The 25,785-nt window shown below is 43.1% G+C and carries 31 protein-coding genes and 1 pseudogene; 28 read left to right on the top strand and 4 right to left on the bottom strand.

Annotated features, from left to right (window positions below; genetic code table 11):
• Nucleotides 1-88: 88 nt before the first annotated feature.
• The 6 genes from ABI430_01935 (at nucleotide 89) to mltG (ending at nucleotide 8,169) form a co-directional block, all read left to right on the top strand.
• Nucleotides 89-1,081: a DUF5671 domain-containing protein gene (locus tag ABI430_01935; GenBank protein MEO8637641.1), complete on the top strand. Its 993-nt coding sequence runs from the start codon at nucleotides 89-91 to the stop codon at nucleotides 1,079-1,081.
• An 89-nt stretch (nucleotides 1,082-1,170) separates the two neighbouring features.
• The gene (gene leuS, locus ABI430_01930) at nucleotides 1,171-3,681 is read left to right on the top strand and encodes a leucine--tRNA ligase (GenBank protein ID MEO8637640.1); all 2,511 of its coding nucleotides are present in this window, start codon (nucleotides 1,171-1,173) and stop codon (nucleotides 3,679-3,681) included.
• Nucleotides 3,682-3,691: 10 nt separating this feature from the next.
• Complete coding sequence (locus tag ABI430_01925) at nucleotides 3,692-4,327, top strand: HAD hydrolase-like protein (GenBank protein ID MEO8637639.1); 636 nt, start codon at nucleotides 3,692-3,694, stop codon at nucleotides 4,325-4,327.
• Between the two features lie 202 nt (nucleotides 4,328-4,529).
• Nucleotides 4,530-5,561: a sigma factor-like helix-turn-helix DNA-binding protein gene (locus ABI430_01920; protein MEO8637638.1), complete on the top strand. Its 1,032-nt coding sequence runs from the start codon at nucleotides 4,530-4,532 to the stop codon at nucleotides 5,559-5,561.
• Between the two features lie 371 nt (nucleotides 5,562-5,932).
• The gene (locus ABI430_01915; GenBank protein MEO8637637.1) at nucleotides 5,933-7,144 is read left to right on the top strand and encodes a hypothetical protein; all 1,212 of its coding nucleotides are present in this window, start codon (nucleotides 5,933-5,935) and stop codon (nucleotides 7,142-7,144) included.
• A 23-nt stretch (nucleotides 7,145-7,167) separates the two neighbouring features.
• On the top strand, nucleotides 7,168-8,169 hold the full coding sequence (mltG, locus tag ABI430_01910; GenBank protein MEO8637636.1) for an endolytic transglycosylase MltG: 1,002 nt from the start codon (nucleotides 7,168-7,170) through the stop codon (nucleotides 8,167-8,169).
• Nucleotides 8,170-8,205: 36 nt separating this feature from the next.
• On the opposite strand, the gene ABI430_01905 is transcribed toward mltG, so the two are convergent.
• Nucleotides 8,206-8,694: a hypothetical protein gene (locus ABI430_01905; GenBank protein ID MEO8637635.1), complete on the bottom strand. Its 489-nt coding sequence runs from the start codon at nucleotides 8,692-8,694 to the stop codon at nucleotides 8,206-8,208.
• 148 nt (nucleotides 8,695-8,842) lie between these two features.
• A complete protein-coding gene (locus ABI430_01900; GenBank protein MEO8637634.1) occupies nucleotides 8,843-9,346 on the bottom strand; it encodes a hypothetical protein in 504 nt (167 codons plus the stop codon).
• An 87-nt stretch (nucleotides 9,347-9,433) separates the two neighbouring features.
• On the opposite strand from ABI430_01900, the gene mnmA reads away from it, so the two are divergent.
• From mnmA to ABI430_01875, 5 genes are all read left to right on the top strand, one after another.
• Nucleotides 9,434-10,579: a tRNA 2-thiouridine(34) synthase MnmA gene (gene mnmA, locus ABI430_01895; protein ID MEO8637633.1), complete on the top strand. Its 1,146-nt coding sequence runs from the start codon at nucleotides 9,434-9,436 to the stop codon at nucleotides 10,577-10,579.
• 160 nt (nucleotides 10,580-10,739) lie between these two features.
• Nucleotides 10,740-11,225: a hypothetical protein gene (locus tag ABI430_01890; GenBank protein ID MEO8637632.1), complete on the top strand. Its 486-nt coding sequence runs from the start codon at nucleotides 10,740-10,742 to the stop codon at nucleotides 11,223-11,225.
• A 259-nt stretch (nucleotides 11,226-11,484) separates the two neighbouring features.
• Complete coding sequence (locus ABI430_01885) at nucleotides 11,485-12,330, top strand: ATP cone domain-containing protein (protein MEO8637631.1); 846 nt, start codon at nucleotides 11,485-11,487, stop codon at nucleotides 12,328-12,330.
• A 90-nt stretch (nucleotides 12,331-12,420) separates the two neighbouring features.
• Complete coding sequence (locus tag ABI430_01880) at nucleotides 12,421-13,272, top strand: PD-(D/E)XK nuclease family protein (protein ID MEO8637630.1); 852 nt, start codon at nucleotides 12,421-12,423, stop codon at nucleotides 13,270-13,272.
• A 117-nt stretch (nucleotides 13,273-13,389) separates the two neighbouring features.
• Nucleotides 13,390-14,022, top strand: a complete 633-nt coding sequence (locus ABI430_01875) for a uracil-DNA glycosylase (GenBank protein ID MEO8637629.1) — start codon at nucleotides 13,390-13,392, stop codon at nucleotides 14,020-14,022.
• A 245-nt stretch (nucleotides 14,023-14,267) separates the two neighbouring features.
• Here the strand turns inward: ABI430_01875 and ABI430_01870 are convergent, their stop codons facing one another.
• Together ABI430_01870 and ABI430_01865 are read right to left on the bottom strand one after the other, a co-directional pair.
• Complete coding sequence (locus ABI430_01870; protein ID MEO8637628.1) at nucleotides 14,268-14,636, bottom strand: hypothetical protein; 369 nt, start codon at nucleotides 14,634-14,636, stop codon at nucleotides 14,268-14,270.
• A gap of 220 nt (nucleotides 14,637-14,856) precedes the next feature.
• Nucleotides 14,857-15,276 carry a hypothetical protein gene (locus ABI430_01865; GenBank protein MEO8637627.1) on the bottom strand — a complete coding sequence of 140 codons (420 nt, stop codon included), beginning with the start codon at nucleotides 15,274-15,276 and terminating at the stop codon, nucleotides 14,857-14,859.
• A 287-nt stretch (nucleotides 15,277-15,563) separates the two neighbouring features.
• Here ABI430_01865 and ABI430_01860 point away from each other — a divergent pair, with 287 nt between their 5' ends.
• The 17 genes and pseudogenes from ABI430_01860 (at nucleotide 15,564) to atpC (ending at nucleotide 25,723) form a co-directional block, all read left to right on the top strand.
• Entirely contained in the window at nucleotides 15,564-15,860 is a 297-nt protein-coding gene (locus ABI430_01860) for an AtpZ/AtpI family protein (GenBank protein ID MEO8637626.1), read from the top strand.
• Nucleotides 15,820-16,731, top strand: a complete 912-nt coding sequence (locus ABI430_01855; GenBank protein ID MEO8637625.1) for a FoF1 ATP synthase subunit a — start codon at nucleotides 15,820-15,822, stop codon at nucleotides 16,729-16,731. Before ABI430_01860 ends, ABI430_01855 begins: the two co-directional genes overlap by 41 nt.
• Before the next feature lie 205 nt (nucleotides 16,732-16,936).
• Nucleotides 16,937-17,146 carry an ATP synthase F0 subunit C gene (gene atpE / locus ABI430_01850; GenBank protein MEO8637624.1) on the top strand — a complete coding sequence of 70 codons (210 nt, stop codon included), beginning with the start codon at nucleotides 16,937-16,939 and terminating at the stop codon, nucleotides 17,144-17,146.
• Between the two features lie 181 nt (nucleotides 17,147-17,327).
• On the top strand, nucleotides 17,328-17,795 hold the full coding sequence (atpF, locus tag ABI430_01845; protein MEO8637623.1) for a F0F1 ATP synthase subunit B: 468 nt from the start codon (nucleotides 17,328-17,330) through the stop codon (nucleotides 17,793-17,795).
• A gap of 9 nt (nucleotides 17,796-17,804) precedes the next feature.
• Complete coding sequence (gene atpH / locus ABI430_01840) at nucleotides 17,805-18,209, top strand: ATP synthase F1 subunit delta (GenBank protein ID MEO8637622.1); 405 nt, start codon at nucleotides 17,805-17,807, stop codon at nucleotides 18,207-18,209.
• Nucleotides 18,206-19,705, top strand: a complete 1,500-nt coding sequence (gene atpA / locus ABI430_01835; protein MEO8637621.1) for a F0F1 ATP synthase subunit alpha — start codon at nucleotides 18,206-18,208, stop codon at nucleotides 19,703-19,705. The genes atpH and atpA overlap by 4 nt, the downstream gene beginning before the upstream one ends.
• A 40-nt stretch (nucleotides 19,706-19,745) precedes the next feature.
• Nucleotides 19,746-20,462 (top strand): hypothetical protein, encoded by a 717-nt coding sequence (locus ABI430_01830; GenBank protein MEO8637620.1) that lies wholly within the window; start codon nucleotides 19,746-19,748, stop codon nucleotides 20,460-20,462.
• Nucleotides 20,463-20,548: 86 nt separating this feature from the next.
• Nucleotides 20,549-20,635, top strand: a pseudogene (locus ABI430_01825) (F0F1 ATP synthase subunit gamma).
• A 43-nt stretch (nucleotides 20,636-20,678) separates the two neighbouring features.
• The gene (locus ABI430_01820) at nucleotides 20,679-20,912 is read left to right on the top strand and encodes a type II toxin-antitoxin system HicB family antitoxin (protein MEO8637619.1); all 234 of its coding nucleotides are present in this window, start codon (nucleotides 20,679-20,681) and stop codon (nucleotides 20,910-20,912) included.
• Between the two features lie 6 nt (nucleotides 20,913-20,918).
• Entirely contained in the window at nucleotides 20,919-21,149 is a 231-nt protein-coding gene (locus tag ABI430_01815) for a type II toxin-antitoxin system HicA family toxin (GenBank protein MEO8637618.1), read from the top strand.
• Nucleotides 21,150-21,263: 114 nt separating this feature from the next.
• Nucleotides 21,264-21,914 carry a PsbP-related protein gene (locus ABI430_01810; GenBank protein ID MEO8637617.1) on the top strand — a complete coding sequence of 217 codons (651 nt, stop codon included), beginning with the start codon at nucleotides 21,264-21,266 and terminating at the stop codon, nucleotides 21,912-21,914.
• An 86-nt stretch (nucleotides 21,915-22,000) separates the two neighbouring features.
• Complete coding sequence (gene atpG / locus ABI430_01805; protein ID MEO8637616.1) at nucleotides 22,001-22,957, top strand: ATP synthase F1 subunit gamma; 957 nt, start codon at nucleotides 22,001-22,003, stop codon at nucleotides 22,955-22,957.
• A 58-nt stretch (nucleotides 22,958-23,015) separates the two neighbouring features.
• The gene (gene atpD / locus ABI430_01800; protein ID MEO8637615.1) at nucleotides 23,016-24,362 is read left to right on the top strand and encodes a F0F1 ATP synthase subunit beta; all 1,347 of its coding nucleotides are present in this window, start codon (nucleotides 23,016-23,018) and stop codon (nucleotides 24,360-24,362) included.
• Nucleotides 24,363-24,458: 96 nt separating this feature from the next.
• Entirely contained in the window at nucleotides 24,459-24,671 is a 213-nt protein-coding gene (locus tag ABI430_01795; GenBank protein MEO8637614.1) for a hypothetical protein, read from the top strand.
• Between the two features lie 139 nt (nucleotides 24,672-24,810).
• On the top strand, nucleotides 24,811-25,029 hold the full coding sequence (locus ABI430_01790; protein ID MEO8637613.1) for a type II toxin-antitoxin system HicB family antitoxin: 219 nt from the start codon (nucleotides 24,811-24,813) through the stop codon (nucleotides 25,027-25,029).
• On the top strand, nucleotides 25,022-25,234 hold the full coding sequence (locus tag ABI430_01785; protein ID MEO8637612.1) for a type II toxin-antitoxin system HicA family toxin: 213 nt from the start codon (nucleotides 25,022-25,024) through the stop codon (nucleotides 25,232-25,234). The genes ABI430_01790 and ABI430_01785 overlap by 8 nt, the downstream gene beginning before the upstream one ends.
• 45 nt (nucleotides 25,235-25,279) lie before the next feature.
• Nucleotides 25,280-25,723, top strand: a complete 444-nt coding sequence (gene atpC / locus ABI430_01780) for an ATP synthase F1 subunit epsilon (GenBank protein MEO8637611.1) — start codon at nucleotides 25,280-25,282, stop codon at nucleotides 25,721-25,723.
• Nucleotides 25,724-25,785 lie beyond the last annotated feature (62 nt).

The following is a 25,785-nucleotide window of genomic DNA, read 5'->3' as shown; positions in this document are numbered from 1 at the left end:
TTTTTAATGCAAAAAAAATGAATAAGCACATTTTCAAAATTGGGAATTTTGTGCTACAATTCCTTCATTACAAGATAATTTTTTTTCCATGAATACTTCAGAACAAAATATGAGTGGGAGCACGGGAGTACGGATGTCTCCCAAGGATTTTTTTCTCCATTTAGCGGCGATGGTTGCGCTGTATGTGAGCGCCTCGAGCATTCTTATCCTTCTTTTTCAGATTATCAACGTCTCTTTCCCGGATGCTCTCCAGTCTTATAGCTACTATTATGATCCCTATAGCGGGGCGATTCGGTGGTCAATAGCATCGCTTATTATTATTTTTCCGCTCTATATTTTCCTCACCCGTGCCCTTAATAATGAGTACGCGAGGAACTCGGAAAAAAGGAATCTTGGGGTGCGCAAGTGGCTCATATATCTCACTCTCTTTTTTGCCGGGGCGGTTATGGTGGGGGATCTTATTGTCCTTCTCAACACTTTTTTGGGGGGAGAAATTTCGACCCGATTTATTTTAAAAACGCTTTCAGTTTTTGTCGTGGCGGTCCTCATTTTCGGGTATTATCTCCGTGACATCAAAAGCGACGGGGTTCTCTCGATGAATGAGAGAATGATTTTTCGATACGGAACAATCGCGTTTGTGCTAGTCGCAATCGTCTCCGGCTTTGTGATTATGGGGTCACCCCAAAAACAGCGCTTGCTTCAATTTGACAGTCAAAAGACGCAGGATTTGCAGAGTATTCAATGGGAGGTGGTTCAATATTGGCAACAAAAGCAGAAATTGCCGGATACTTTGACAGAGCTTAATGATTCTATAGGGGGGTATTTCTCGCCAGTGGATTCTCAAACCAAAAAACCGTATGAGTACATGAAAACGGGAGCGATGACGTTCACATTGTGCGCCGACTTTAATACCGAAAGCAAAAAAGAAATTCAGGGAGTGAGAAGCCCGACCCCGATTATGCTCGAAAACGATAATTGGCAGCATGACAAAGGACGCTCTTGCTTCGAAAGGACTATCGACCCTGAAAGATACCCACCCTTCGTGAGTGATACCACTCTCTATCCTAAAGGGCAGATCTAGATTATCTCTCTGAAAATCGAAAAGTCACACTTTCCAAATTCAGCCTATTCAATTGAATAAGTAGAGTATTTTTTGTATGATTCCAAGATATGGAAAAATATGACCATCGAGATATAGAAAAAAAGTGGCGAAAAAAATGGGAGAAATCAGCTCTCTACAAAACCAAAGAACCCGCCTTAAATCTGCGAAAGTCTGCTTCTAAACCCAAGTGCTATGTGTTGGATATGTTTCCGTATCTTTCTGGGGAAGGACTTCATGTAGGGCACCCCAAGGGATATATTGCGACGGATATCTATTCTCGATTCAAAAAAATGCGGGGCTTCAATGTTCTTCACCCTATGGGTTTTGATGCCTTTGGGCTTCCGGCAGAAAACTACGCGATAAAAAACAAAGTTCATCCTAAGGTTGCGATGGAGAAAAATATAAAACGATTCAAAGAGCAACTTTCGATTTTAGGATTTAATTACGATTGGGATAGAGAAATCAATACTTCAGACCCGAAATATTACAAATGGACGCAGTGGATTTTTTTGAAATTTTTGGAGAAAGGCCTCGCCTATGAATCTTGGGAACCTATCAACTGGTGTCCGAAGGATAAAACAGGCCTCGCGAACGAGGACGTCGAAGATGGTAAATGCGAGCGATGCGGAACTCCTGTAATAAAAAAGCCCATGCGCCAGTGGGTTTTGAAGATCACCGATTATGCGGAGAAAATGTTAGATGGACTTAAAGATTTAAATTGGCCCGAGTCCATAAAAGAAAGCCAGAGAAACTGGATAGGGAAGTCGGAAGGAGTGAATTTTAAGTGTTCCATAAAGGATCTCAACATCGAAGTTCAAATGTATAATTCGGTGCCCCAAAGTTATCATGCAGAGACCTTCACCGCCATCGCGCCGGAGCATCCTCTAGTGTACGAATTGGTCAAAGGAACACCGCAGGAAAAGGACGTTTTAGAATTTGTCGAAAGAATCAAGGCGAAAAAAGCTGGAAACAAATTTAATATCGATGAAGATTTGGAAGGAATATTTATCGGACGGTTTATTGAGAACTTCGCTGACACCGGACGGGATTTACCTATCTGGGTCGCTTCATATGTTTTGTACGATTACGGAACGGGGATAGTAAACTGTAGCGCCCACGATGTCCGCGATTTTGCTTTTGCAAAAAAATACAATTTGCCTCTGCGTCCCGTGACATTTCCGTTGGATCCAATTGAGCGCGAAAAGGTAAAAAAATTGGAATATTGTTACGCTCGTGACCCGCAGGGAGTTTTGGAGGAACCAAAAAAATTTCGTGGACGAAAGTGGGGCGAGGCGCGGGAAGATATTATCAACCATATTATCAAGGGCGGGTACGGAGTGCGAAAAATAAATTACAAACTCAAAGACTGGGTTTTTTCCCGCCAGCGTTACTGGGGCGAGCCGATTCCTGTGATTCATTGTGAAAAATGCGGTGTAGTTCCCGTTCCCGAGAAAGATCTGCCGGTTGAGTTGCCGAAAGTGAAATTTTATGAGCCGACTGATACGGGGGAGTCGCCTCTTGCGAATATCGAAAAGTGGGTGAATGTAAAATGCCCGAAGTGCAAGGGTCCTGCAAAGAGAGAAACGAATACCATGCCACAGTGGGCCGGTTCGAGCTGGTACTATCTTCGATACGAAGACCCGAAAAATAAAAAAGTTTTTGTAGATAAAGAAAAAGAAAAATATTGGTCTCCCGTCGATTTTTATGTTGGGGGGGCGGAGCATGCGACGAGACACCTTATCTACGCGCGGTTTTGGCACAAGTTTTTATTTGATTTAGGTTTGGTGAACTACCCAGAACCATTTTCGAGATTGCAAAATGTCGGACTTATTGGAGGAGCCGACGGGAGAAAAATGTCAAAAAGATTTGGAAATGTGGTGAATCCGGATAAAATGGTAGAACTTTACGGAGCAGATACCTTTAGAATGTACGAAATGTTTATGGGGCCTTTTGCGGACTCCATTCCCTGGTCAACGGAGGGGATGATTGGACCGAGGCGTTTTCTCGAAAAAGTGTGGCGACTTCGAGAAAAGATTCAGGATTCAGGATTCAAGATTCAAGAAAAGATGAAGTTGAAAGGCGATGAAAAACTGAAATCTGAGGTCTTACAACTTACAACTACTCTTCACAGAACAATCAAAAAAGTTGGCGAAGACATAGAAAATTTCAAGTTCAATACTGCCATTTCGACTCTTATGATACTTGCAAATGAGATGGAGAAAGAAGAGACCATTTCCAAAGAGGATTATGAGAAATTCCTCATTATCCTTGCACCTTTTGCTCCTCATATAACTGAAGAAATCTGGGAGAGTCTCGGACATCGTGAGTCAATTCACAATACGGACTGGCCGGTGTTTGATGAAAAGGCAATGGTGAGCGAAACAAAGATAATAATGATTCAGGTGGATGGAAAGGTGAGAGCTTCTCTCACAATTACCGGAGAAATGAGCGAGAAAAAAATCGAAGAAATGGCACTTGGAGCTAAGAATGTGGAAAAATGGATTTCTGGGAAGAAAATAAAGAAAGTGATTGTAGTCAAGGATAAAATAGTGAGCATTGTAACGGAAGAGCAGTTATAAACTTTTATCAATGAAGTATCTGATTTTTGATTTTGACGGGGTTCTGGGAGATACTATGCAATCAAATTTGCACACTAGGATTAATCTAGGATTTGTTAAAAATATGGACGAAGCCGTATTACAGATGAACCGATATTTCGATAACAAGCCGAAACATACTCGAGACCAGACTTTGTCGCAAGAAGAGCACAAGAAATTTGGAGTTTGGATTGCGTCATTTGGGAATGAAGTTGCGCGATTGGGCTTCAGAATGTTCGACGGCTTTATAGAAGAAATCAAAAAAATTCCGAATAAAAAAATTGCTGTTGTTTCTACCGGAGCCGGCTCGTATGTTTTGGCGCCAAGTCTGGCTTCAGGACTTAATCCGACTCACGTTTTAACGTACGAAAACCACCATTCCAAGGAAGAAAAAATAGAAATGGTTTGCAGAGATTGGGGAGTGAGCGTGAAAGATGTTTACTATTTTACCGATAGCAAAGCGGACGTGTATGAGCTTGAAAATTTATTGGATAGGGGGAAGATTATTGGCTGTAGCTGGGGCTATTGCGGGTACGACAAGTTGCGAGAATTACTACCGGAAAATCAGATTCTCAAGGATTTTAAAGATGTGCATGGAGCCCTAAAAGAGGTTGATTTACAAGGCTAAAATCGGAGAGGGGTAGCGCTGTTTGACATTTATTGTCATATGCGGTATAATAAGCGTTCAATTTGGTCAACAAGTTGCCGAGAGCTCGATTTAGTCAAAAGGAGATATCAACATACATTTGACTTATATATGTATTGATGATAGATTCTACAAATCATTTTATCGGAATCAATTTTGTTATCGAAATTAAAGATACACATTCATGGAAATCATTAAATTCAAACCAAAACAGGTTACCAAGCGCCTTCTTTCGGTGTTGCCGGATAGAGCTCAAGAAGTCATCATTTCAAGATATGGTCTTGGAAAGGACTCAAAAAGGATGACACTCGAGGCTATCGGAAAAAAGTATGGTATCACGCGAGAGCGTGTTCGCCAGATCGAAAACTACGCGCTCGCCAATATAAGAAAATCCGACGCTTACGGGAAGGAAAAAGCGGCTTTTTCCGAACTCGAAACTCTCCTCGACTCTCTCGGGGGCATTGTCGTTGAAGATAATCTTTTAAATCACATTTCTAAAGACAAGGGAACGCATAATCATCTGAACCTTTTATTGGTTCTGGGTGATCAATTTAAAAAAAGAAAAGAAGATGATCACTTCAAGCATCGATGGCACGCAAATCATGAGCTTGCCGAGCAGGTAGAGGAGTCGATTCGAAAATTATATAAAAATATTTCCACCAACGATATTCTTTCCGAGGCGGAAGTCATCGGCGCATTTCTCGAGCAGTGCAAAGAGGTGTCGGAAAAATATAAAAATGAAGAAATCGTGAGGAGATGGCTCCAGATTTCGAAAAAAATCGTCAAGAATCCTTTGGGCGAGTGGGGCTCTTCCGAATCTCCGAATATTCGGACCAAGGGCATGAGGGACTACGCTTTTCTTGTCATAAGAAAGCACGGCTCCCCTATCCATTTCACTCAAGTTGCGAAAAACATCCAGAAGCTTTTCAATAAGAAAGCTCACGTGGCGACCACTCACAACGAGCTCATCAAGGACCCGCGATTTGTCCTTGTAGGGAGAGGTCTCTACGCGCTCGCCGAGTGGGGCTATATAAGCGGAGTAGTGAAAGATGTCATCAAAAAAATTATTGAAAAACACGGTCCTCTTAACAAAGGGGAAATCATCGAGAAGGTCATGAAAGAAAGATATGTCAAAGAAAATACCATCATGGTCAATCTCCAAAATCCAAAATACTTTAAAAAGGAAATTAGCGGAAAGTATACTGTGGTGGTATAAGAGTAAGTGAGTAAGTTCGTAAGTTAGAAAGAAAACTCCGCCGAGCGCTTTGCGCTCGGCGGAGTTTTCTTTAGACGATTGAGCGAGGCACTTCTTTTGTAGAACATTCGCAGGCCGATTTGCATGGTTTTGCATTCTTATGCAAAAAATCGGCCGAGTGAGAAAGCGAATACTTGGAGCCCGCCCGAACGTAACGTTTCGGTACGGGCAGGCTTTCGCAAGACTCTGAATGTTTCGTCTTCGAAATGTGAAGAGTGTACAGTTCCTGTAAGGAACGAAGAAAATCTGCGGCTGGGCAGATTTTCTGTTTCTACAAAAGAACGTGCCGAGTGTTATGTGCAAAATCGCGAACAGATGGTAAAATAGCTGGTATGGAAAGCTTCCAAATTTTTTTATCATTCTACCCGCTCTGGGTGCCTCTTTTTTTGGCAGCAGTTTTGTGGAAGCTCTGGATTGTCTATATTCGGACGAAATTTTTTCTTGAACAGAAAAATATCGTTTTGGAGTTGAAGATTCCGAGAGAGGTGCTCAAGACTCCCCTTGCCATGGAAGTTTTTTTAAGCGCCCTCTATCAAACGACCGGAGAGCACACTTTTATCGACCGTTACTGGGAAGGTAAGGTGAGGCCGTGGTTCTCGCTCGAAATCGTCTCATTGGGCGGGCAGGTCAAATTTTTTATTTGGACTTGGGAAAAATGGAAAAATTTTGTCGAGTCTCAGCTCTATGCGCAATATCCGGGAATAGAAGTGCATGAAGTGCCGGATTACGCAAAGATGGTTACCTTCGACAAGGAAAAATACAAACTATGGGCGTGCGATTTTGAGCTCTCTGCTCCCGACCCGTATCCGATAAAGACCTATTTGGATTTTACCCTGGAGAGCACGCAGACGGAGGAAGAAAACAAGACGGACCCAATCACTAACTTAATTGAAGCTCTGGGCTCTCTTGGGCCCGGCGAGCAGATGTGGATTCAGATAATGATTCGTGCTCACAAGGCGGAAAAGACAAAGCACGGAACATGGTTTGAAAAAGTGGATTGGCAGCATGAGGCCGAAATGGAGATTGAAAAAATAAAACAAAAGGCAAAAAAAGAAACTCACGGAAAAGACGACGGAGAAGAGTTCAGCGAATTTAAGCTTACGTCCGGTGATAAGGAGAAAATAAAAGCGATTGAGAGAAGCATCGCCAAAAATGCCTTTGATTGCGGAATTCGGGGCATTTATCTCGCAGAAAGAGAAAAGTATCGCAAGGTATACGAGCCGATTTTGCGGACGCTTTTCAAGCCATACAGCAGTCCGCACTTAAATGGTTTTATGCCCAACCATCATGCGTGGTCAAATAAATTTAATTATCCATGGCAGGACTACAAAGAGATGAGGCAAAACAGGAGCAATCATCACGTGGTAGAAGCCTATAAACGTCGTTCGTTTTTCCACGCGCCTCATCAATCTTCGAATCCGTTTGTTTTGAACACCGAGGAACTCGCTACTATTTATCACTTTCCCGGGAAAGTTTCTGAGACGCCCACATTTGACCGTATTGCGGCTAAGAAGGCAGAGCCTCCCGCAAATCTCCCGATTTAATTTTAATTTCGGAGAACTTTTTCATGGAAGATGTTAAAACACAAACAGAAGGTGGCTGGAGCGAAGGCCAAAGTATTTCAAAGCGGAAAAAAAGTTCCGTTTTTGTAATGTATGTTTTTCTTTTAGGTCTTGCGTTCTTTTTTTTCATGATTTCTCCTCCTTCCGATTTTCCTTCTCATTCCGCGGTTACCTTGACCAAGGGTGAATCCCTAAGCCAACTTGCTTCCGTCTTGAAAGAAAAGCATATTGTAAGGTCGTCATTTCTCCTGCGCAATTTTGTGGTCTGGAAAAATTGGGACAGGAAGGTCGTTGCAGGCGACTACTATTTCGACAAGCCAATTTCTGTCTTTGAGGTTGCGGGCAGAATTTCTGCAGGAGAATTGGGACTCGTGCCTCTCCAAATTACGTTTCCCGAGGGCTTGAATCTTTTTGAATTTGCCGAGATTGCCCGGCTCCACTTGTTCAAATTTGATCCCCTGGATTTCCTCGAGAAAACCCACGAGAAAGAAGGCTATCTTTTTCCCGATACGTACAAATTTCTTTCAAATGCCAATGCAGACGATGTCATTGCCTCAATGGAGGCTAATTTTGAGGCTAAGATAAAAACGCTCCAAAAAGATTTTGACCAATCGTCCCACTCTCTTCGAGAAGTGATTCTCATGGCTTCAATTCTTGAGGAAGAGGCGAAAACGACGGAGGCCAGAAAAATCGTGGCCGGAATATTGTGGAAACGTTTGCGCTCCGGCATGGCCCTCCAGGTTGATTCTCCGTTTCGATATAGTAATGTCGAAAATCACGCTACAGTTAAGGCGGAAGATATCACAGTTGATTCGCCTTATAACACTTACAAATATGTCGGCTTTCCTCCGACGCCGATTTCCAATCCGGGAATAGATTCAATTCTGGCGGCTCTCTATCCCACGGAGACCGCGTACTGGTATTTTCTTTCCGGCAAGGAGGGAGAAATGCGCTACGCGAAGACGTTTGAGGAGCACAGGAAAAATATTGAGAAATATTTGAAGTAGTAGGGAGTAAGTCAGAAAGAAAAAGCCGGTAGCTTGCTACCGGCATTCGATGACTGAAAAACATTTATGTCCGTTTTCAACTTTCACCTCGAGGGTGCCCCCTATGGGTGTTTTTTTCTGACTGCGTGGCGCAGGTATCTTGTATCGTCTTGCCTCTTCTCCCGAAAGGACGGCCAGAATCCATTTTGCTCGTTTCGGGTCGTCCGTTTGTGTCACATTGCTTCCATTCCTCACCACTTTTCGAAGAGGAAGGAGGTGGAATGGCTTCGTGTCCCAAAGATCCAAGTACTCGTAGACGCCTGCCTCGAGCTTGGCAATCTCGACTGCATTTCCGGGAAGCGCCGCTCTCTCTTGTCTCGGATTAAGCGGGTTCATCACTTTGCAAGCGACGTAAAGGATGACAAACATACTTGCCGCGCCGACGGAATCATACATCCTGTATTTTGGCGGGCTTTTTCGACTGGCCACCATGAGAATCAAAGTAATGATGAGAGCACATCCAAAAAGATTGAAAAACTCTAACATAACAATTTCTCCGAAGTTCAGTGGCAAACTTGCTCGTCGATGAGCATACTATTTGCCTAGCTGCCACTATTATAGTAGAAGGATTTTCAATTGGGTAGGGGATAGGACGAAAAAAAATATCAAGGTCGGACCTTGATATTGGAGAGAACTATTTGCTTGTGGGGGGTTTGTACACCGCGAGGATTTTTTTGTCTCCGTCTTTTTTTACCTCGAGAAAGCCGGTGAATGAGACCAACTTCGCGTTTTGGCTGGGGGGGATTTCATATTTGACAAAAGTGGAAAAGGCAAGCATGTGCCACCCCCTCCTCTCTGGCGTGCCCGCGTTTTCGGTTTCTATTTGCTGAAGACCTTCTGCGCGCCGTAATGGAATGACATAAAATCCACCAACTTCCCAGACATCGGGGTATTCATAAATACCTGTCTCTAATTGGAGGACGGTGACTGTCCTCGCAGGCGCGACCTGTTCCTGGGCTTCCGTCCCGTTGAATGCGGTGGAAGTAACGGAAAAAAACAAAAGGGCAAAAAAACAAAGTAGCCCGCCCAAGAGACGATAACCCCATTGGTCGTTCACTCTATTTCGAATATCGACCACGACTCCAGCAATGACTAGGCCTATCATCACTCCCACCATCATTATCTTTATCTGACTCATAGATTTTTCTCCAAATCGTAGCGCAAACTTGCCCGTTTTGAGCAATACAATTTGCCTGTTTCTAGTTTCTAGATTAGAATAGAATTAATGAAAAGTCAAGGAGAAAAAAGGACAAAAAAAGTAAAAAAGAAAGTATACGTCGGCATGTCCGGAGGGGTTGACAGTTCGGTTTCCGCGGCGATGCTTAAAAAGCAGGGATACGATGTTATCGGCGTGTTTATTAAGGTCTGGCAACCGGACTGGATTGACTGCACATGGAGAGAAGATCGACTCGATGCGATGCGAGTCGCGGCTCTTTTGGACATTCCCTTTATTACGCTCAATCTTGAAAAAGAATACAAAAAAGATGTGATTGACTCTATGATTGCCGAGTATAAAGCGGGCAGAACTCCGAACCCGGATGTGATGTGCAACAAGGCGATAAAGTTTGGCGGATTTTATGATTTTGCAATGAAGAAAGGAGCCGATTTTGTTGCTACTGGGCACTATGCGCAAGTCACAAAACATATAACTCGTAACACGAAACAGTTGAGAAGAGAAAAAGATTTTCCCCTTTCAGATGTTACAAGTTACAAGTTACATGTTGCATGTGATTCCAATAAGGATCAATCCTATTTCCTTTGGACGCTCACACAACGGGAGTTATCACGCACGCTATTTCCCGTAGGACATTTGTCGAAACCGGAAGTGAGAAAAATGGCGAAGCAGTTTGCCTTGCCTACGGCGGAAAAGAAAGACAGCCAGGGGCTATGTTTTATCGGCAAAATGGATATGAGAGAATTTCTCGGCCACTACTTGAAACACGAGAAAGGAAAAGTGTTGAGTGGCGAGGGAAAAGTAATCGGAGAGCACGACGGAGCATTTTTTTACACGGAAGGCGAACGGCACGGATATATCATCACGGAAAAATCTCCCAATGATGAGCCATTTTATGTAGTCGGCAAAAATGTGAGGGCAAATACGATTACTGTTGGTCACAGAGAACCGCCGAGCTCCGGAAACAAAGAAAAAATAGTGTTAAAAAATGTAAATTGGATTTTGCAGGCGCCCTTGGCAGGGAAAGAATATAGAGCTAGAATCCGGTATCGGCAGGAACTCGCAAAGTGTCGAGTGATGCAATCAGGCAACACATTCTCCGTCGTTTTTTTCGAAAAACAACAGGCGGTATCGGCAGGTCAGTCTCTCGTGCTTTATGATGGCGAGGTCTGCTTGGGAGGGGGAGTGATTGTGTAGCGTATAACGAATATCGTAAGAAAAAATGATTCCCAGTTTTTCCCGTGAGACGTTACATGTTACATGCTATATGTTACAAATCTTTCCCCACCTTGTGCTATAATCAACCCATACGGAAGGAACTAGCAATTGACTTTATTTACCTAACAATACACTATCCATGGAAGAAAATAATAATAAAAAAATCGTGGCAATCGTGCTCGCAGTCCTTGCGGTTGCCCTGATTGCCGGAGGGTTTTATTATTCGTATCGGGCGAACCATAAAACAGAAGTATTTAACCCCGCTCTTGAATCTACTCGCGGAGAGGAAACGACAGCCCAAACCATTGACGTAAAACACCAGTTCAAAAACGGCATTCATACCTTTGCCGGAGAGATCAGCCTTCCCACTCCCTGCGACCTTGTGGAAGCAGAAGCTCAAAAAAATGCGACGGAAGCGAACAAAATATCTTTGGTCTTCACTTCAACGAATACGACTGAAGTTTGCAAGCAGATTGTGAGCGCGAGAAGATGGAAGACAAGCATTACGATGTCCAAAGATGCAACGGTTAGCGGAACGTTGAATGGCTCACCGCTTATACTGAATATCTTTGAAGTTCCGGAAGGGGAGAATCTGGATACGTTTGAGATTGATATCAAAGGATAGAGGCCGCTCGCCATTCATTTTTTTGGAGAGAGGACGCTTCGGCAGAGGAACATCATAGTCGGCTCATTTACGGAAAATCCAAGACTCGTCGCACGGGACTGCTCCTCAAACAATTGAATTTTCCTATTCGCCTCCTTGATGTTCAATCTGCCATTCGCGACTCTCCAAAAAATGAATGGCTCGCTTTGATGGCAAAGTGCAGTCTTCTATTCTTTATTCCTAATTATTCGTAGCCATTTGTATATTAGTATCTGTCATTATGGAAAACACCAGCCCAAAAATCAGAATCCTGAAAGCCGACGGGGAAAAAGAATTTTTCGACCAGGAGAAGCTTGTGAACTCGCTTAAGCGAGCGGGCGCTCATGATGAGCTTATTCGGGAAGTGGTCAGTCACGTTCAGTCGGAACTCATGGATGACATGTCGACTACCGATATCTATCGGCATGCTTTCATGCTTCTCGAGAAGCAACACAGGCCATCTGCCGCAAGGTACTCCCTTCGACGCGCGCTTCTCGGCTTTGGCCCTTCCGGATTCCCTTTTGAAGATTATGTGGGAGAGATATTTAAAGCGAGAGGTTGGAGTGTCGAAACCGGTAAAATCATGAAAGGTCATTGTGTGGAACATGAAGTCGATGTCATCGCGTGGAAAGACGACCGGCTTCTCTTTGCAGAAGTGAAATTTCACAACGAGCCGGGGTTCAAGACTGATCTCAAGATTGCTTTATATGTAAAAGCCAGAATGGAAGACCTAGCGAAAGTATCTTTTTTTATTGGCAATAAAGAAAGGCGTCTCACGGACGGTTTTCTTATCACCAATACTAAATTCACCTCTTCCGCCATTCAGTACGGAAGCTGTACGAGGCTTTCGATGATGGGGTGGAACTATCCGGACAAAGAAAATCTCGAGAGCGTGATTGAAGAAGAGAAACTTCATCCTCTCACCTGTCTCACGACTCTTACCAGTTCGCAGAAACAGGAACTTTTTACAAAAGGCATCGTGCTTTGCAAGACTATTGTTTCAAACCCGAGCGTTCTTTCATTTCTGCAACTCGGGAGAAAGGAAGAAAAAGACGTTCTTGACGAAGCCAAAAGTTTATTTGTTTAACTAGCATTTTCTTCTCTTTGTTCTTCATTCTTCCGATTCTTCAAACTTTTTACTTTTTACTTTTAACTTTTCACTTTCAACTTTTTTCTTATGTCCCTCTATTATAAACCAAACAGAAAACCTGACTGGAATTATGGCGGTCCGAACTGGAAGCTCTCCCGTTCCAAGATCGACCTCTTTTTGGAATGCGCGAGATGCTTCTACATTGACAACAAGCTCGGTGTCGCCCGTCCTCCAGGTTTTCCCTTTACCCTAAACAGCGCGGTGGACAAACTTTTGAAAAAAGAGTTTGACATCCATCGGGCAAAAAAGACGGCGCATCCTTTGATGAAGCAATACAAAATTGACGCAGTTCCCTTCAGCCATCCACAGATGGAAGACTGGAGAGATTCTTTGCGACACGGCGTGAGTATTCTTCATAAGCCAACCAATCTTTTTGTGCGCGGGGGAGTTGATGACGTTTGGGTCAAGCCTTCCGGAGAACTCATCGTTGTCGACTACAAAGCCACGAGCAAGGACGGTGAAGTGAGTTTGGATGCTCTCTGGCAGGACGGATACAAACGCCAGATGGAAGTGTATCAATGGCTCTTTCGACAGAATGGTTTCAAAGTTGATGATCTCGGTTATTTTGTCTATGCAAACGGAAAAACGGATAGAGTTGCTTTTGACGGAAAGCTTGAATTCGATGTGTCCGTCATTCCCTATACTGGAAGCGATAAATGGGTTGAAAAAACGTTGGGAGATATTAAAAAGTGTTTAGTAAGCGACATCTTGCCCAAGGAGAGCACGGACTGTGATTATTGCAGTTACCGCCAGTCGGCGGGTGTTGCCATCGAGATAGTATTCGAAAAAAATTCGTCTGAAGCAAAATCAGCGGAGAGAGACATTCCAAAAACAAAAAAAGTTAAACCAGACGATCACCAAGAGAGCACTTTGTTTTAAGTTCATGTCAAAGACCGACGAAATGAAAAAATGACAGAATTCATATTCTGTCATCCCCGCGAAGGCGGGGAACCAGATTAATTTCTAGAGTCCCTCATCCGCGGGAGTAACAATACTATGTCAAAGATCGACGAAATGAAAAAAATCAAAGACGAGGTTTTGGACTTGAAAGAGTCGCCTCTCTTTGCCTATCGCACCGAAAACAACTATTTTCCGGTAATCGGAGAGGGGAGCCATGAGTCAAAAATAATGTTTGTGGGCGAAGCGCCCGGCCGAAACGAAGCAAAGACGGGAAAACCTTTCTGTGGAGCGGCAGGTAAGATTTTAGACTCTCTTTTGTTATCTGCGGGAATTCCACGAGCTGAAGTGTACATCACAAACATTGTTAAAGATCGTCCCCAAGAAAATCGTGATCCTCTGCCAAATGAAATTGAATTGTACGGGCCATTTTTGGATAGACAGATAAATATCATTCAGCCTGAAATCATTGCCACGCTTGGCCGATATTCAATGGGCTATATCATGAAAAAATTCGACAAGGAACTTGAGCTTGAACCCATTTCCCAAGCTCACGGCAAAGCATACGAAGCAGAAGCGTCCTACGGCGCAATCAAAATCGTCGCCCTCTACCACCCTGCCGCCGCAATCTACAATCAGCATCTTTTGGAAACTCTCAAAAAAGATTTCTCAGTTCTTGGCGACCAATATAAAAAATTTGCGAAGAAAACTATTTACCCTTTTAAAGGGTAGAAAGGGCACTATTCTATCAAGTTCCTTTTTTGATTTTGGCTCCTCGAACTCTGTGAATAAGGTTTATTTTTTGAATATGATATAGCGAAATCATCTCGCGTACCGTCCGCTAGGCGAGATTCATTTTAAAAAAGTTTTACCATATCATGGTAAGTAACAAGCAACGTGAGTAATATCACAATACTGAAGGTAACCATGTTGGCAGTATTAATTTTAGCAAGGATTTAAGTAAGAAGTATTCTTGGTTATTTTAGAAAACTACCATCTTCCATACTCCTGATTTTCGCAACCAATTCTCGTGATTTACTACCAGCTCCGAAACTACCACGACTGTCCAGAGAAGCCTGCAAAGACATTATGTCTCCTTTAAGTTGTAAATCCACCCCATATGTAACCTCAAACTCTTTTACTCGCCTAAGCATTACCTTAGTATTCTCTATACCGTTTGTAACAAGATCCGAGTTAATAGATCCACTATCATAGAGAGGACCAGTAGCATTAAGAATATATAATGCATCAACATCGTCTTTGGCAGACTTAAAAATTTCCTTAAATTCTTTTATAGCTTGTTCCTTATCAATTTGTTTTTCTACTTGTGGTTGATCAAAATTCATAAATTTAAAATAAAATTAATTACAAAACCATAATAATATCTCTATCGTGACATAACCTATGTCGCAATACAAACATTCTAACACGGTTACTCAACTTTTATTTGCTGGAACAAATAAAAGTAGGATAGATTTACGTCCAATCAATTTCACGACCATCCACGTTGCTTCGATTCAATAAAAAACCCACCGAAGCGGGTCTCGCGTTTGGCAGGTTGAAAATTCATTCCGAATTGCTTTGCGGACCCTGCTTATTCTTTTTTGATAGCAAGTCCGTTAGCAAGGATAATAAAGAGGCTAAGGCCACTGTTCCTCCGAAAGCTAAAGTGACTATTGCGAAACTTTTCCATGGCTGCCTGATCCCAATTGACCAAATTGCTGCACCCAAAATGGCCAATAATGAACCCCTGACCAAAATTGAGATTAAGTTCCGTCTGTTCACCTCGAAACTTTTAAAGGAGACCCTTGCCCCATAGAGCAACATGGAACCCAAATAGGTGGCGAAAAATCCAATCACCCTCCACTCTTCGGTCTTTCCGAAAATCGTAGCGTTGATTCCTGCGATAAATATCAAGGCCGAGGACAGCGTAAGTAAAAGAAAAAGTGGTCCAACTGCACTCATCCGGCTAATCAGTTTTTTCATTCTGGTTGTGATTTTGAGGTTGAAATTTGTTGAATCAAGTTCCATCGTCAAAGAACGACTTCACTTTTTTTATAGTACCACTCTAGACAGAGCGTGTCTATGTATGACTGAAATTAGATAGATGTTGTTGGAGAAGTTTATTCCACCATTCGCGCGAATGGTGGAATAAACAGGATTCTCTGGTTCTCTAATTTTCTGTGCCAAGTTAACCATTTTCGCGCACAAGAGCCAATTCTTGCGAAAAAACGATTTTTTTTCTATACTTTAGTCTAATCGGGAGCACAATCATGGAAGAAAAAGGCAATAAAAACAACCTATGGTGGGGACCTGCTTTAGAGGTATTCGGTCAGGTGTCAGCGTGGGTGGTTGTGCCAATTGTGGGAGCTTTGATTATAGGCAAAATTCTGGACGCGAAGTTCGGGACGAAACCATGGATTTTTCTCTCACTTACGGGAATTGGATTTTTAATTTCGTCATTTGGCATTGTGCGCACCGTAACAAAGTATATTCGGAAAATTAACAAAGAGCTTTCAGAGAAAAAAGATGGCAACAACAACACAAACGGAGATTCCACAAACACTTGAATCCACAGAAGTAGCTATTGATTCCACGGGAATGGAAGTCAAGCACGAGGTCACGCTTTTTGCGGAGCCTATCGGACATATTGGTACTTTTCCAATCACGAACGCTCTTCTCACGAGCTTTGTAGCAGTTCTTTTGATTACATTTCTTGCGGTCGCTTTACGAAGAACGCTTCGGGAAGTGCCGAGAGGCCTGCAGAATGTTTTCGAGGCAATTTTGGAAGGAGCACTCTCGCTTTGCGACCAGGTTACAAACAGCCGAAAAATTTCTCTCAAGATTTTTCCTCTTGCTTTTTCCGCCTTTCTTTTTATTCTCGTCAATAACTGGCTAGGACTTCTGCCTCTCGGAGGGTTTGGCATTCTGGAAAAAGGCTCTCATGGGCTGGCATTTATTCCGTTTCTTCGGAGCGGGACAGCCGATATCAATACCACTATTGCCCTCGCCATTATGGCGGTTTTCGGCGCCAACGTATTCGGCATTGTATCGATTGGAATATGGAAAACTTTCAATAAATATGTTAACCTGAAATCGCTTGGACAGATTTTCGTAAAGGTTCGCAAAGAGCCGTCTGTCTTGGTTGTGGCTCCGGTCACATTTTTTGTCGGTCTTCTCGAGCTTATCGGCGAATTTGCCAAGGTCGCGTCGCTCTCATTCCGTCTTTTTGGAAATATATTTGCCGGAGAAGTGCTCCTTATGGCAATGGGCGCGATACTCGCATACGTGTTGCCGATTCCATTTCTTTTTTTGGAAATTTTCGTAGGTCTGATTCAGGCACTCATTTTTTCGATTCTTCTCCTTGTGTATTTCACTATTGCCTCTCAAGATCACGAGGAACACGAGAGTCCTGCAGAAAAGGAGGCTCTCCAAACGTAGTTTGAAATGTGTCTTTCGGAATTTTTATGTTAAAGATGCCGGAAGACAAAGGTCAAATAATTATTAATAAAAAATAATAGAACTTTCAGATTTGAGAATAATTTGAGGCGCGAGTGAGGCTCGTGACCAAGCTGTAGTTACCTACAGCACGGGAGCGAACGAACGAAGCAACGATAAATTAGGCCAAATATGAAAGTTATATAATATGGATTTAGACTCACTTGCCAAAGCACTAGCAATCGGACTCGGCGCCCTCGGTCCAGGTATTGGAATCGGACTCATCGGGGCAAAAGCTATGGAATCTATCGGCAGAAACCCTGAAGCAACGGGAAAAATTCTGGTGCCGATGCTTATTGCGTCAGCGTTCGCTGAAGCCATTGCGATATACGCGCTCGTCATCGCATTCTCAATATAAAACCGATAAAATCACCTCATCTGCTTCGTTGCCAGCTCCGTTTGTTCCCGCAATGTAGTATCTAAACTACATTTAAGTCACAATACTCACTGGCGCCTCGCATCTGAAGTAATTTAATCGGTTTCCGGTTGCCTTCCGGTTTTATTCGTACTTTCGTACCTATTCGTAGTTTGATTAACTCATGGACTCAATCATTTCCACATTTCACATAGACTGGAAAATCATCATCGCTCAGGCGGTCAACTTCGCCATCGTACTTGCGGTTCTCTACTTTTTTGCGCTCAAACCTCTGAACAAACTTATGGCGGAACGGTCCTTAAAAATTGGAAAGGGTATTGAAGATGCGAAATCGAATGCCGAGATGATGACGCGAACGACGAAAGAATATGAAGACTCGATGATAAAAGCCCGTGGAGAAGCCCAGGCCATCTTTCAAAAAGGAAAAAAAGATGCCGAAGCCAAGAAAAATGAGATGATGGAAAGCGCCAAAACAGAAGTGGCAAGCATGATTTCATCCGGAAAGAAATCACTCGAAGCGGAAAAGACAAAAATGGTCGAAGAGGCAAGGAGGGAGATTGTTGAGCTCGCGATGGAGGCAACAAAGAAACTTCTGGCCTCGGACGTAAAAGAAATAGAAAATGTGAAATGATGTAATATGATGAAGCTATCTCCAAAAAATGTGGCACAGGCGATATACGAATCCGCGAAGGGCAAAAGCGGGGAAGAGCTCGACCACGCACTTTTCAATGCCCGAAATTTTTTATCGATAAACAATTTGATTTCGAAATCGTCCGAAATTTTACATTTTATTCAAAAATTTGAAGACGAAGATACTGGGGTCGTGCGGGCAAAAGTTGCAAGTTCCGTTGCTCTTTCCCAAAAAATGAGCCACGAATTAGAGGAAGTGCTCAAAAAACGCTATGGAGCGGAGCACATCCTCCTCGATCTCGAGGAAGACCCGTCGCTCCTCGGGGGATTGAAAATAGAGGCGGAAGATGAAGTGATAGACCTTTCAATAAAAAATAAAATGAGCCAGCTTTCGAATTATCTTTTACAAGCATGAAAAATACAATAGTAGAAAACTTAAAACAGCAAATAGAGAAATTTCAATCTGAAATCAAGGCGGAAAAGATTGGGCACGTCCTCGAGGTTTTTGACGGTATCGCAAAAGTTTCGGGTCTCTCCGATGTAAAAGCATCCGAGATGGTGACATTTCCAAATGGGGAAACTGGGGTGGTACTGAATCTCGAAGAAGACGCGGTTGGTGTGATTATTCTTGGAGAATTTTCAAAAATAAAAGAAGGGGATGAGGTCAAGGCCACGGGGAAAATATTGGAAGTGCCTGTCGGGAACGCGCAGATAGGAAGGGTGCTCAATGCTTTGGGAGAACCTATTGACGGCAAGGGCGCGGTCAAAACAGAGAAGTCGAATCCAATAGAGAAAGTAGCACCCGGGGTTGTGACCAGACAAGGTGTTTCAGAGCCGGTCCAAACCGGAATCAAAGCCATTGACGCCTTAATTCCAATCGGTCGTGGCCAGCGGGAGCTTTTAATCGGAGACCGCCAAACGGGAAAAACCGCGATTGCAATTGACACTATTTTGAATCAAAAAGGACAGAACCTAATTTGCGTTTACGTTTCCATCGGTCAGAAAGATTCAAAACTTCGAAAACTTGTTGCTCGACTCGAGGCAGGCGGAGCGATGAACTATACGATTGTTGTTAGTGCCGGCTCATCGGAGCCCGCTCCACTTTCTTATATCGCGCCTTATTCCGGAGTGGCCATCGCAGAATATTTCATGGAGCAGGGAAAAGATGTGCTCATTATTTACGATGACCTTTCAAAGCACGCCGTGAGCTACCGCGAAATTTCACTTTTGCTCCGCCGACCGCCGGGTCGAGAAGCATATCCGGGAGATGTTTTTTACCTTCACTCTCGCTTGCTTGAGCGAGCTTGCCGAAGAAATGCGAAATACGGAGGCGGTTCTATCACCGCGCTTCCGATTATCGAAACCCAAGCGGGAGATATTTCTGCGTACATACCAACGAACGTAATTTCAATCACCGACGGGCAGATTTTCTTGGAAACAGACCTTTTTTACAAAGGAATTCGGCCAGCGGTGAACGTCGGAGCCTCGGTTTCCAGAGTGGGCTCTTCCGCGCAAATCAAAGCCATGAAGAAAATTGCGGGAACTTTGAAGCTAGACTTGGCGCAATTCCGTGAGCTCGAAGCATTTGCTCAATTTGGCTCGGACCTCGATGAGTCAACAAAGAAACAGCTTGAACGAGGCAAGCGCGCGGTGGAAGTTTTGAAACAGCCACAGTATGCTCCCGTCAAAGTCGAGCATCAAATAGTAACGCTCTACGCTCTCACCAAGGGCTTCATGGACGAAGTTCCGGTGGCGAAAATAAAGGAATTTGAGGGAGGGTTGATTGACTACACCGAAACTCACGCAAAAAAATTCTTCAAAGACATTCGCGAAACCAAAATGTGGACGGACGCGGGAGAGGCGGAGTTGAAGAAAGCGATTGGGGAATTTAAGGGAAGTTTTAAGATGTAAATTAGTATATTAGTAAGTTAGAGAAGATAAGAAAAAGATTATGAATAAAAAGATTATTTGGGGGGTTGTTATAGCGGTGGCCGTTGTGATTGTAGGAATATACGGTCTAAAGACGGTCGCTTTTATCACTTGTTACAATGATAGAGTCGCGGAAAACTGTTATGTTGATAAGTTTCCTTATTTCAGTAAAACTGATAAGAATCTTGTCACTTCGGTAGATATGGCTGATTGGAAAATATATAAAAATGAAAAATATGGATTTGAATTTCAATATCCGTCCGAATATCAATTAGACGATAAGATCGAAAAACAGGGTTTTTACGAATATCAGATTACAAAAATTTCCGATGTGGGAGCAAAGGAAAATTATATTGATGATTCATCTTTTGAAGTAAATGCGGACAATACCCCTTATAATTTGAGCGTTTGTCTAACTAAAGATTATGGAGACCAACCGCACACGAGCACTCTCACAAAAGTAATCAATGGCAATACATTTTCAATTTTCAGCGATAAGGTAGGAGATGCTGCGATGGGTGGAGTGAGAGGTGTGGAAAGTCAGTATCGCGCGATTCACGATAACTATTGTTACATCGTCAATTCCCATGTCCATTGGCACGAAGTCGGCTATGAGGGTTATATAAATACCGGGAAAAACGATGCAACTCCTGCGCAAACTCAAGCTCAACATGACGCAATAAGTAAACATGAGCAAATATTGGATCAAATTCTTTCAACCTTCAAATTCACAAAGTAATTTTTCCCACTTTTAACTGGATCCCCGCATTCGCGGGGATGACAGAATAGGAATTCTGTCACTTTCCACTTTATAACTTTAACTTCATGCAGGGTACCAAAGAAATCAAACGCCGAATAAAATCGGTCAAAAGCACCAAGAAGATCACCAAGGCGATGGAATTGGTGGCGGCTAAAATAGTTTGATTTTCTGTAAATAATGAGTCATAATGGGAAAATGAAAAAGAAGATCTACAATTTTACTGCTGTTTTTGAGCGAAATGAGCATGATGGTTATACGGTAGTAGTGCCTTCGCTTCCCGGCCTTGTAACCGAAGGCAAAAATCTTGACGATGCAAAAAAGATGGCAACAGAAGCCATTCAATGCTATTTGGAGGGATTAAAAGTAGATCGCCAAAAAGTGCCGGTTGAAGGAGATATTGCGAGTTTACGGCTATCAGTTTCATTTTAAATTTCTATGCCCCGGCTGAAGCGATTGACTGCCAAACAAATTATTCCGATTTTGCTGGAAGCCGGGTTTTATTTGCATCACACCAGGGGAAGCCATGTTCATTTGCGCCATTCAATCAAAACTCATTTACGTGTTGTCATTCCGCAACATAATAGAGTTTTAGCTCCAAAAACAATAAAATCGATTATTTTTCAAGCCGAGTTGGACACTGAAGCACTTCTGCAATTTTTTAATTAAATAAATTATTCACAAAAATGTGAACAGATGTAGGAGAGGCGGAGTTGAAAAAGGCGATTGGAGAATTTAAAAGTAGTTTTAAAATGTAGGTTTATAAGTTTTAAATAGTAAAATATGAATTATAAAAAAGGGATCGCTCCTCTTATCATTGCTCTCATTGTCGCCGTTATTCTAGGTGGAGGTTTTATGGCGTATAAAATTTCTCAAAAAACAGATGTAACACCTTCTCCAACTCAGAATGTCATTGCTGATCAAAATCAAACTGATAACGAAACTAAAGACTGGAAAACATACAAAAATGAACAATATGGATTTGAATTTAAATATCCCAAAGATTGGATTATAGAAAATAATGATATATATGATGGGGGTGTTGCGGTTTGGAGTTCAAAAGCGGAAAAACAAGCGCAAAAAGAGTTAAAAGAAAGTGGATTATTGGGCGGACCTAACGGTGCTGACTTTGGAGTGCATTATTGCGATGATGTTTGCATACAAGGAATACGCGATGACTGGAAAGATTCAGGTTTTGGGGATGCTAATGCTGGGGTAGAGGATATTTTTAGGGATCGATATGGAGGAAGTTTTGAGGAAATTAAAGTTGATGGTAGAAAAGTATATAAATGGACAGAAGTCAGTTCGATAGACAGGTATATAACATATATTCCATTGCCACAAGGAGGATATTTTTTGTCAGCACCAGAAAATGATCCAAAAACTATATCAATAGTTCAGGAAATAATTTCAACCTTCAAATTCACAAAGTAATTTTTCCCACTTTTAACTGGATCCCCGCATTCGCGGGGATGACAGAATAGGAATTCTGTCACTTTCCACTTTATAACTTTAACTTCATGCAGGGTACCAAAGAAATCAAACGCCGAATAAAATCGGTCAAAAGCACCAAGAAGATCACCAAGGCGATGGAATTGGTGGCGGCTTCGAAGATGAAGAGAGCGGTGGCATCGACATTGGCATCGCGTCTTTACGCAGAATATTCATGGGAGGTTTTGACTTCGATTTCAAAAAATGTCGAGGAAATTAACCATCCGCTTTTCGCTTCGCCACGCCGTAGCTCGAGCGAAGGCGGGTTGAAAAACTCGGGAAAAATTCTTTTGATTCTCATCTCCTCAAACCGCGGTTTATGTGGCTCATACAATGCTCAAGTGATTAAAAAAACTCTCGCTCTTCTTAAGAGTGAGAACGGGGTAGCTAAAATAGACATTGTATCAGTCGGAAAAAAGGGTGATGTCGCCATGCGTCGGATTGGTCAAAACATTATTGCGACTTTTACCGATTTACCTGCGAACATTTCACTTTCGGATATTTCGGCAATTTCCAAGCTCGCACTCGACGAATACAGCGCGGGGCATTATGATAGAGTTCTCGTGGCATATACCGATTTTGTCTCCGCCATGACCCAGAGAGCGAACGTGAAGCAGATTCTTCCGGTATCGAAGGCCGAACTTAGGGAAACTATTGACAATCTGACTTTGACACTTGACCAGAGTCAAAAGTCAAAAGTCAATGGTCAAATGTCAATTGTTCCCAAAATTGATTACCTTATCGAAGGCGACAGAAACGCACTCTTAGGCTCGCTCGCTGAAAAAATTTCGAGAATGCAAATTTATCAGATGCTTCTTGAGTCGAACGCTTCAGAGCAGTCTTCAAGAATGGTTGCCATGAAAAACGCAAGCGAAGCCGCGGGAGAGATGATTGATGATCTGACTCTCGTATTCAACAAGGCACGGCAGTCGGGAATCACGCAGGAGATTTCAGAAATTAGTGCGGGAATGGCCAGCATAAGTTGAAAGTGTAAAGTATAAAGTGTAAAGTTAAAAGCCGAGAAACATAATTATTCAATAATTTATGAAAGGAACTATCAAGCGAGTAATCGGACCAGTGGTGGATGTCCAATTTGAGGATCACGTGCCGGATATTTATAGCGCGCTTACCGTGATGAACGGGAGCAAGATGCTCACTCTTGAGACCGAACAGCATATCGGGGGAAATACTGTGCGAGCGATTGCAATGGACACTACTGACGGGCTGTCCCGTGGAATGGAAGTTACCGATACAAAAGCGCCTATCTCCGTGCCGGTTGGGAAGCATACTCTAGGGAGGATTTTTGATGTTCTAGGACAGACGATTGATGACGGCATTGCAGTCACTGGTACAATTTCTCCTATCCATCGAAAAGCTCCAGCGTATGTAGCGCAGGCCACGAAGGTGGAAATTCTTGAAACTGGAATCAAAGTTATTGACCTCATTTGTCCGGTGTTGAAAGGTGGAAAGGTGGGACTTTTTGGAGGAGCGGGAGTGGGGAAGACTGTGGTTATTCAGGAATTGATTCATAACATTGCATCAAATCACGGAGGGTATTCTGTGTTCGCCGGAGTCGGAGAAAGAACTCGAGAAGGCAACGACCTCTACCATGAAATGAAAGAGTCTAAAGTCTTGGACAAAGTGGCCATGGTTTTTGGTCAGATGAATGAGCCACCCGGAGCACGTATGCGCGTGGCTCTTTCGGGACTAACGATGGCGGAACATTTTCGTGATGTGGAGGGCAAGGATGTGCTTTTCTTTATCGACAACATTTTTCGATTTACCCAAGCTGGCTCGGAAGTGTCCGCGCTTCTGGGCAGAATTCCTTCTGCGGTGGGATATCAGCCGACATTGGCGACAGAAATGGGAAACATGCAGGAGCGAATTACTTCGACCGATAAAGGTTCTGTCACTTCTGTGCAGGCGGTGTACGTGCCAGCAGACGACTTAACCGACCCGGCTCCAGCCACGACATTTTCACACTTGGACTCAACTGTTGTCTTGAACCGTTCGCTTACTGAGATGGGAATTTACCCTGCTGTGGACCCTCTCGACTCCTCATCCACTATTTTGGACCCAAATATCGTAGGAATTGAGCACTATACTGTCGCCAGGGAAGTTCAGCGCGTGCTTCAGAGATACAAAGACTTGCAGGACATCATTGCAATCCTCGGCATGGAGGAACTTTCCGAAGACGATCGCGCGCTTGTTACACGTGCGCGCAAACTCCAAAAATTCCTCTCCCAGCCATTCTTCGTGGCGGAACAATTTACCGGCTCAAAAGGAACGTATGTTCCCCTAGCCGAAACCATCCGCTCGTTCAAAGAAATTTTGGACGGCAAGCATGACGACAAGGCGGAAGGGGAGTTTTATATGCGCGGCGCGTTGTAATCAATACCCGCGTCCTGACGAGTCCGCGACGGACGAGGAATGGAAAGGAGCTCTTAAGGCAGGTGTTAGCTGTGAGGTTTTAGGTGTTAGGAAGACATGAATTACAAAGGCGTGATTATTGAAGAAAGTCTTTCCGATAAATCTGTATGCGCACAGGTTTTTGTAATTGGTACAAGGGTATCAAAAGTCGTAGAAAAACACAAAACACCGTGGCTAAAACAATGGACATTGCATACGGTCCATATTCCTGAAGAAAAAGCTGAAGAGATTGCAAAAAAATTGAGCTCCGATTTTTTTACTTACACCTAATAGCTAACAGCTATCTTCAAATGCCTCAACTCAACTTAAAAATCATCACTCCTGAACGCCTCATTTTGGAAGAAATGGTGGATCAGGATATCTCTTTGGGTCGCTTGATTTGCCGACACTTTTTTTGTAGTATTGAAATATGAAAACAGTCCGACTAAAAAATGTCGTTTGGAAAGAAGGAAAGTTTTATGTTGCCCAGTGCCTTAACGTTGATATTTCAAGTTTTGGCAAGACGCGCAAAGAAGCTCTCGCTAATATCAAAGAAGCTATCGAGCTTTATTTTGAAGACATAAAAACTCCTTCAATCCCCGAGGTTACCTCGCTTTCTCTCGCGGAAACCTCTTTTCAGCATGCCTAAACTGTTTTCATCACGTGAAATCGTAAAAGTTCTTGAGAATAAAGGCTTTGCGTTTGTGTCACAAAAAGGAAGTCACGCGAAATTTTTTCACATTGTAAGAAAGCTCACTGTTATCGTACCCGCAAATAGAAAACAAATTCCGTCTGGCACATTTAGCTCTATTTTGCGGCAGTCAAAACTTTCCCGAGAGAATTTTGAAAAGTAAATTTTCAAACTAACACCTAACACCTAACACCTAACAGCTATCCCAATGCCCCAACTCAATCTCAAAATCATCACTCCTGAAAAGCTCATTTTGGAAGAAATGGTGGATCAGGTTACTTTGCCTGCATCCGAAGGTGAAATAACCATTTTGCCGAATCACATTCCGATTATCGTCGGACTGTCCTCGGGAGATATCGTGGCGGTTGCAAACGGGGAGCCGGTGCCTTTTGCAGTTGCAGGGGGATTTGTGGAGGTCAAAAATGGGGAAGACAACACGACTCAAGTTGCAGTTCTTGCGGATTTTGCCGAACATGTATCGTCTATATCTCTCGTCGAAATTGAAAAAGCAAAAGCACGTGCCTCGGAACTCAAAAAGAAAATGGAAAATAAAGAACACGTTGACTATGAACACTTTGAGTCCGAACTAGAACGAAGTCTGACTCGAGTAAGAATTGCTGATAAATGGAAATCAAAAAAGTATAGAAGATAGGCATTGCCGACTTGTCCCGCCGACTGCGTCTGGCCAAAGGCTGACTTCGTCGAGCCGACGGC

Source organism: Candidatus Taylorbacteria bacterium, from assembly GCA_039934295.1.
GTDB lineage: Bacteria > Patescibacteriota > Minisyncoccia > Phycocordibacterales > HO2-43-120 > HO2-43-120.
Note: the sequence above shows the minus strand (reverse complement) of the source record. Positions and strands in the feature narration are given on the sequence as shown.

Coding starts and splice junctions, on each gene's coding strand:
- ABI430_01935 (MEO8637641.1), top strand. CDS start 89: ATGAATACTTCAGAACAAAATATGAGTGGGAGCACGGGAGTACGGATG.
- leuS (MEO8637640.1), top strand. CDS start 1,171: ATGGAAAAATATGACCATCGAGATATAGAAAAAAAGTGGCGAAAAAAA.
- ABI430_01925 (MEO8637639.1), top strand. CDS start 3,692: ATGAAGTATCTGATTTTTGATTTTGACGGGGTTCTGGGAGATACTATG.
- ABI430_01920 (MEO8637638.1), top strand. CDS start 4,530: ATGGAAATCATTAAATTCAAACCAAAACAGGTTACCAAGCGCCTTCTT.
- ABI430_01915 (MEO8637637.1), top strand. CDS start 5,933: ATGGAAAGCTTCCAAATTTTTTTATCATTCTACCCGCTCTGGGTGCCT.
- mltG (MEO8637636.1), top strand. CDS start 7,168: ATGGAAGATGTTAAAACACAAACAGAAGGTGGCTGGAGCGAAGGCCAA.
- ABI430_01905 (MEO8637635.1), bottom strand. CDS start 8,694: ATGTTAGAGTTTTTCAATCTTTTTGGATGTGCTCTCATCATTACTTTG.
- ABI430_01900 (MEO8637634.1), bottom strand. CDS start 9,346: ATGAGTCAGATAAAGATAATGATGGTGGGAGTGATGATAGGCCTAGTC.
- mnmA (MEO8637633.1), top strand. CDS start 9,434: ATGAAAAGTCAAGGAGAAAAAAGGACAAAAAAAGTAAAAAAGAAAGTA.
- ABI430_01890 (MEO8637632.1), top strand. CDS start 10,740: ATGGAAGAAAATAATAATAAAAAAATCGTGGCAATCGTGCTCGCAGTC.
- ABI430_01885 (MEO8637631.1), top strand. CDS start 11,485: ATGGAAAACACCAGCCCAAAAATCAGAATCCTGAAAGCCGACGGGGAA.
- ABI430_01880 (MEO8637630.1), top strand. CDS start 12,421: ATGTCCCTCTATTATAAACCAAACAGAAAACCTGACTGGAATTATGGC.
- ABI430_01875 (MEO8637629.1), top strand. CDS start 13,390: ATGTCAAAGATCGACGAAATGAAAAAAATCAAAGACGAGGTTTTGGAC.
- ABI430_01870 (MEO8637628.1), bottom strand. CDS start 14,636: ATGAATTTTGATCAACCACAAGTAGAAAAACAAATTGATAAGGAACAA.
- ABI430_01865 (MEO8637627.1), bottom strand. CDS start 15,276: ATGAAAAAACTGATTAGCCGGATGAGTGCAGTTGGACCACTTTTTCTT.
- ABI430_01860 (MEO8637626.1), top strand. CDS start 15,564: ATGGAAGAAAAAGGCAATAAAAACAACCTATGGTGGGGACCTGCTTTA.
- ABI430_01855 (MEO8637625.1), top strand. CDS start 15,820: ATGGCAACAACAACACAAACGGAGATTCCACAAACACTTGAATCCACA.
- atpE (MEO8637624.1), top strand. CDS start 16,937: ATGGATTTAGACTCACTTGCCAAAGCACTAGCAATCGGACTCGGCGCC.
- atpF (MEO8637623.1), top strand. CDS start 17,328: ATGGACTCAATCATTTCCACATTTCACATAGACTGGAAAATCATCATC.
- atpH (MEO8637622.1), top strand. CDS start 17,805: ATGAAGCTATCTCCAAAAAATGTGGCACAGGCGATATACGAATCCGCG.
- atpA (MEO8637621.1), top strand. CDS start 18,206: ATGAAAAATACAATAGTAGAAAACTTAAAACAGCAAATAGAGAAATTT.
- ABI430_01830 (MEO8637620.1), top strand. CDS start 19,746: ATGAATAAAAAGATTATTTGGGGGGTTGTTATAGCGGTGGCCGTTGTG.
- ABI430_01820 (MEO8637619.1), top strand. CDS start 20,679: ATGAAAAAGAAGATCTACAATTTTACTGCTGTTTTTGAGCGAAATGAG.
- ABI430_01815 (MEO8637618.1), top strand. CDS start 20,919: ATGCCCCGGCTGAAGCGATTGACTGCCAAACAAATTATTCCGATTTTG.
- ABI430_01810 (MEO8637617.1), top strand. CDS start 21,264: ATGAATTATAAAAAAGGGATCGCTCCTCTTATCATTGCTCTCATTGTC.
- atpG (MEO8637616.1), top strand. CDS start 22,001: ATGCAGGGTACCAAAGAAATCAAACGCCGAATAAAATCGGTCAAAAGC.
- atpD (MEO8637615.1), top strand. CDS start 23,016: ATGAAAGGAACTATCAAGCGAGTAATCGGACCAGTGGTGGATGTCCAA.
- ABI430_01795 (MEO8637614.1), top strand. CDS start 24,459: ATGAATTACAAAGGCGTGATTATTGAAGAAAGTCTTTCCGATAAATCT.
- ABI430_01790 (MEO8637613.1), top strand. CDS start 24,811: ATGAAAACAGTCCGACTAAAAAATGTCGTTTGGAAAGAAGGAAAGTTT.
- ABI430_01785 (MEO8637612.1), top strand. CDS start 25,022: ATGCCTAAACTGTTTTCATCACGTGAAATCGTAAAAGTTCTTGAGAAT.
- atpC (MEO8637611.1), top strand. CDS start 25,280: ATGCCCCAACTCAATCTCAAAATCATCACTCCTGAAAAGCTCATTTTG.